Consider the following 5179-nt stretch of genomic DNA (forward strand, 5'->3'; position numbering starts at 1 on the left):
GCTGCGCCTCAGACGAGCCGGCGGGCGACGACGGCGTACAGCGGGTCGCCCCGGTAGCGCCCGCCGCGACCCGGCCCCGGCGGCGTGCGCAGCGAGACCTCCGGCTCCGCGAAGCCGCCAGCCTGCCGGACGTACTCCGCGGCGATCGCGCAGCGGCCGTCCTCATCCGCGGCCAGCCAGCCGTGCACGGCCTTCGTGGGGAACAGCCGGTTCGAGAACGTGAGCACCAGGACCCCCTCCGGCCGCAGCACGCGTGCCGTCTCGGCGAGCACCTCGACGGGCCGCACCAGGTAGTCCACCGAGACGCAGCAGAGCGCCGCGTCGAAGGACGCGTCCGGGAACGGCAGCGCCGGGTCGCGGTTCAGGTCCTGCACGACCCGCTCCGTCGCCTGCGCGTTCGCGTCGAGCTCGGCCGGGTTCATCCCGAGCACGACCAGCTCGGCCGGCGGGGTGCGCAGGTGCGACACCCACGACGACATCAGGTCGAGCACCCGCGTCGGGCGGTCGGCCGATCCGGAGACGCCGAGCTCGTCGTACAGCTCCCCCACCGCGGCGATCGCGTCGTCGTCGATGTGGGTGACGAGGCGCGGAGCGGCGTAGAAGCGGCCGTCGGCGGACTCGTCGTCACGGGCGAAGAAGCCGGGCGGGAAGGCGGTGCTCATGACCGCCATGCTCGCCGCCGCGGATGCGTGCGACCCGAACCGGGCCCTACTCGCCGAGGGCGCGGAGGCGAGCGGCCTCGTCAGCCTCGATCGCCGAGCGGACGATCGGCTCGAGCGCCCCGTCGAGCACCTGATCGAGGTTGTACGCCTTGTACCCGGTGCGGTGGTCGCTGATCCGGTTCTCGGGGTAGTTGTAGGTGCGGATGCGCTCCGAGCGGTCCACCGTGCGCACCTGGCTGCGGCGCGCGGCCGACGCCTCCGCGTCCGCCGCCTCCTGCTGCGCGGCGAGGATGCGCGCACGCAGCACCCGCATGCCCGCTTCACGGTTCTGCAGCTGGCTCTTCTCGTTCTGCATCGACACGACGATGCCGGTCGGCAGATGCGTGATCCGGACGGCCGAGTCGGTGGTGTTGACGCTCTGGCCGCCGGGACCGGAGGAACGGAAGACATCGATCTTCAGGTCGTTCGCCTCGATGACGACCTCTTCGGGCTCGTCGACCTCGGGGAACACGAGCACGCCGACGGCGGAGGTGTGGATGCGGCCCTGCGCCTCCGTCTTCGGCACCCGCTGCACGCGGTGCACGCCGCCCTCGTACTTCAGGTGCGCCCAGACGCCCTCGGCGGGATCGGTCGACGACCCCTTGAGGGCCAGCTGCACGTCCTTGTAGCCGCCCAGGTCGCTCTCGGTGCGCTCGAGCAGCTCGGTCTTCCAGCGCTTCGACTCGGCGTAGTGCAGGTACATCCGCAGCAGGTCGGCGGCGAACAGGGCCGACTCCTCGCCGCCCTCCCCCGCCTTGATCTCGAGGATCACGTCGCGCCCGTCGTCGGGGTCGCGCGGGATCAGCAGGCTGCGGAGGCGGTCAGACGCGGTGGTCTCGGCCAGCTCGAGGTCCGGGATCTCGGCGGCGAACGCCTCGTCCTCCGCCGCGAGCTCCCTGGCGGCCGCGAGGTCGTCGCGGCGCTGCCGGTACGTGTCCCACGCACCCACGATCTGACCGAGCTCGGCGTACCGCCGGCCGACCTTCTTCGCCCGGCCGGCGTCGGCGTGCAACTCGGGATCGGCGAGCTGACGCTCGAGATCCGCATGCTCCGCGACCAGCGGAGCGACGGAGTCGAACCCGTCGTCCGCATCCGCTCCGGCCGGACCGGTCACTTCCCGCTCGGCAGCGACTTCTGCATCTGGACGAGGAACTCGACGTTCGTACTCGTCTCCCGCAGCTTGCCGGTGACGACGTCGAGCGCCTCCTGCGGCGTGTGGTTCGCGATCGCGCGCCGCAGCTGCCAGGTGACCTTGACCTCGTCCGGCCCCATCAGGATCTCCTCGCGGCGGGTGGCCGAGCGGGTGATGTCGATGGCCGGGAAGATCCGCTTGTCGGCGAGGGCGCCGGACAGCACGATCTCCTGATTCGCGGTGCCCACGAACTCGGCGAGGATCGCCTCGTCGGCGGCCGAACCCGTCTCGATGTGCGCCGCGGCGAGGATCGTGAGCGAGCCGCCGTTCTCGATGTTGCGGGCGGCGGCGAAGAACTGCTTCGCGGGCTGCAGCGCGGCCGCGTCGACACCCGCGGCGAGCAGGCGGCCCGACTGGTGGCCGGTCTGGTTGAACGCACGGGCGAGGCGCGTGATCGAGTCGAGCAGGATCACGACGTCGTAACCGAGCTCGACGAGGCGCTTCGCGCGCTCGACGGCCAGGTCGGCGACCGTGGTCTGGTCCTCGGCCGGGCGGTCGAAGGTCGAGGCGATGACCTCGCCCTTGACCGTCCGCTGCATCTCGGTGACGTCCTCGGGGCGCTCGTCGACCAGCACCACCATCAGGTGGACCTCGGGGTTGTTCTTCGTGATCGCGTTCGCGACCGCCTGCAGCAGCAGCGTGGTGCCGGAGCGCGGGGGCGCGATCACGAGGCCGCGCTGGCCCTTGCCGAGCGGCGCGACGAGGTCGATGACGCGCGCGGTGAGCTTGCCGGCCTCGGTCTCGAGCCGAAGGCGCTCGGCAGGGTAGAGCGGCGTGAGCTTCTCGAACTCGAGCCGGCCCTCCGCCTCCGCGACGGGCAGGCCGTTGATCGAGTCGACCTTCATGAGCGCGTTGTACTTCTGACGGCTCGGCTGCTCGGTGTCCTGCACCTGGCGGATCGCACCGACGACCGCGTCGCCGCGGCGCAGGTGGTACTTCTTCACCTGGCCGAGCGAGACGTAGACGTCGTTCGTGCCGGAGAGGTAGCCGGAGGTGCGGACGAACGCGTAGTTGTCGAGCACGTCGAGGATGCCGGCGATCGGGATCAGGACGTCGTCGTCACGGATCTCGGGCTCGTCCCAGTCCGTGCCCTGACCACGGCGCTTGCGGTCGCGGTAGCGTCCGCGACGGCCGTCGCCGTCGGCCTGGCCGTCCTGCGGCTGGTTCGCCTGGTTGCCCTGCTGCTGGTTGCCCTGCTGCTTCGGCTGGTTCTGCTGCGCCGGCTCGGCCTTGGCGGGTGCATCGGCCTTGGCCTGCTGCTCGTCGACCGACGTCGCCGCCTGCGCGTCGACCTTCGGCTGCTCGCTCTTCTCGGCCTGGTTGCCGCGCCCGCGGCCGCGGCCGCGGCCACGTCGACCGGTGGTGCGCTCGCCCTCGGCGGGCTGCTCCTCCACCGCCGAGGCAGCGTCGCGATCGGCCTGCTCGCCGCGCTGCAGCGCCTCGAGGTCCTCCGCGATGCCCGTGATCCCCGCGTTGACGTGCGTCGCGGCCGATTTCGGCTGGTTCGTACCAGAGGACTGCGCGACCGCGTCGGAGATCTCCGCGCCGCCCTCTGCCTCGTCGACGCGCACGGTCTGGACGGCGGGCTCTGCCGTCTCGGCGGCGGGCTCTGCCGTCTCGGCGGCGTGGCGCTCGGTCTGGGGCTCGACGGGGTCGACCTGCGTGCTGACCGCCTCCTGCTGGGCGGGCGAGTCGTCCGCGGGTGCCTCGTCCGCGGGTGCCTCGCCAGCGGCGGGCGCCTCCTCGGCGGGGCTCGGCGCAGCGGACGACTGCTCGGCGCTGCCCTCGTCCACCGCGTCCTCGGCGGCGGTCACGGTCTCGGGGAGCGCTTCCGCTGGCTGCTGCGCCTCCGGGGTCTGCTCCTCAGCGGGCGCAGGGGTCTCCTGCTCGCTCTCGGGGGTGGTGTCGTACTGCTCGTCGATGGCGTCCACAAGACTGCCTTTCCGCATGGTGGAGGTGTTCCCGATGCCGAGGGACACGGCGAGCCGCCGCAGCTCGTCGACGCGCAGAGCGGTCAGACGGGTGCGCGAGAGGCGCGGCACCGGGGTGCCGGCGGCGCGAGGTCGCGATTCGACTTCGGTCACGATCGGGATGATGGGGTCCTCAGGCCCCGAAGAAGCACCGGGTCTTTCCCGTGCCCCTGGGTGTTCACACGTGTGAAGGCGGTGATACCGCGCTTCGGGCGAGACCGCTCCGGCCTCAGATTCGGCCGAGGAGACGTTCCGTGCGCTCCGTCAGGAGTGGGTGCGCGCGGCTGCCTGCTTGATTTCGAGCGTAGCACCTTTGATGTCCACGGCCGGGAGGAGGGCCGCCCACCGCTGCTCCGCGCGGGAGGTCACGAGCTCGGCAGCGGCCAGCCGCTGCGACGGGTCGCTGGCCAGCACCAGGATCGACGGCCCTGCCCCGGAGACGACGGCGGCGTGGCCGGCGGCGCGCAGCAGCGTGATCATCCGGTCCGTCTCGGGCATCGCGCTCGCCCGGTACGACTGGTGCAGCCGGTCCTCGGTCGCAGTGCCGAGCAGCTCGGGCGACTGGATCAGCGCCGCGATCAGCAGCGTGGAGCGCGAGACGTTGAAGATCGCGTCGGCGTGCGGAACGTGCTCGGGCTGGAGGCTGCGGGCGAGCGCGGTCGACATCGTCTGCTCGGGCACGAGCACCAGCGGCGAGACGCTGCGGTGCGGCAGGAGGCGCTTGTGCTGGGGCCCGCCGTTGCCCGTCCACGCGATGGTGAGGCCGCCGAACAGGGCGGGTGCCACGTTGTCCGGGTGCCCCTCCATCGACGTCGCGATCGCCAGCAGCCGATCGCCGTCGAGTTCGGCGATGCCGTCGAGCAGCCCCTTCGCCGCGACGATGCCGGACACCACCGCGGCACCGGAGGAACCGAGGCCACGGCCGTGCGGGATGGTGTTCCTGGCGATGAGGTCGAGGCCGGGAGGCTCCTCCCCCACCTCCTCGAACACGCGGAGGATCGCGCGGGCGACCAGGTTGGTCTCGTCGGTCGGCACCTCGCCGGCGCCGACACCGCGGACGTCGACGCGGACGCCGGGCACGTCGGAGGCGGTGACGGTGAGCACGTCGTAGACGCTGAGCGCGAGGCCGAGGGTGTCGAAGCCGGGGCCGAGGTTCGCCGTGGTTGCCGGCACCTCCACCGTCGCCGAGCGGCCGACGGGGACCTTCGAGCTCACCCGAGACCCAGGGTCTGCGCGATGGCGGCAGCGTCGACGGGCACGACGGTCGGCTTCGCCTCCTCGCCGCCCGGGCCCTTCAGCGCCCACTGCGGGTCCTT

4 protein-coding genes are annotated in these 5179 nt (G+C 72.3%); all 4 read right to left on the reverse strand.

Features of this window, described 5'->3' with window-relative positions; translation table 11 throughout:
- Window positions 1-8: 8 nt before the first annotated feature.
- The 4 genes from ACFE67_RS13810 to thrB all read right to left on the reverse strand — a co-directional run bounded on the left by ACFE67_RS13810 (window position 9) and on the right by thrB (window position 5078).
- Window positions 9-662, reverse strand: a complete 654-nt coding sequence (locus ACFE67_RS13810; RefSeq protein ID WP_375407453.1) for a class I SAM-dependent methyltransferase — start codon at window positions 660-662, stop codon at window positions 9-11.
- 46 nt (window positions 663-708) lie between these two features.
- Window positions 709-1815 (reverse strand): peptide chain release factor 1, encoded by a 1107-nt coding sequence (gene prfA, locus ACFE67_RS13815; protein WP_375407454.1) that lies wholly within the window; start codon window positions 1813-1815, stop codon window positions 709-711.
- On the reverse strand, window positions 1812-3977 hold the full coding sequence (rho, locus tag ACFE67_RS13820; RefSeq protein ID WP_375407455.1) for a transcription termination factor Rho: 2166 nt from the start codon (window positions 3975-3977) through the stop codon (window positions 1812-1814). The genes prfA and rho overlap by 4 nt, the downstream gene beginning before the upstream one ends.
- A 150-nt stretch (window positions 3978-4127) precedes the next feature.
- Window positions 4128-5078 carry a homoserine kinase gene (gene thrB, locus ACFE67_RS13825; protein WP_375407456.1) on the reverse strand — a complete coding sequence of 317 codons (951 nt, stop codon included), beginning with the start codon at window positions 5076-5078 and terminating at the stop codon, window positions 4128-4130.
- Between the last annotated feature and the right edge of the window lie 101 nt (window positions 5079-5179).

Source organism: uncultured Amnibacterium sp., assembly GCF_964244015.1.
In the GTDB taxonomy this organism is placed as follows: Bacteria; Actinomycetota; Actinomycetes; order Actinomycetales; family Microbacteriaceae; genus Amnibacterium.

Excerpts from the sequence above, each read along its gene's own strand:
- ACFE67_RS13810 (WP_375407453.1), bottom strand. The coding sequence starts at position 662 with ATGAGCACCGCCTTCCCGCCCGGCTTCTTCGCCCGTGACGACGAGTCC.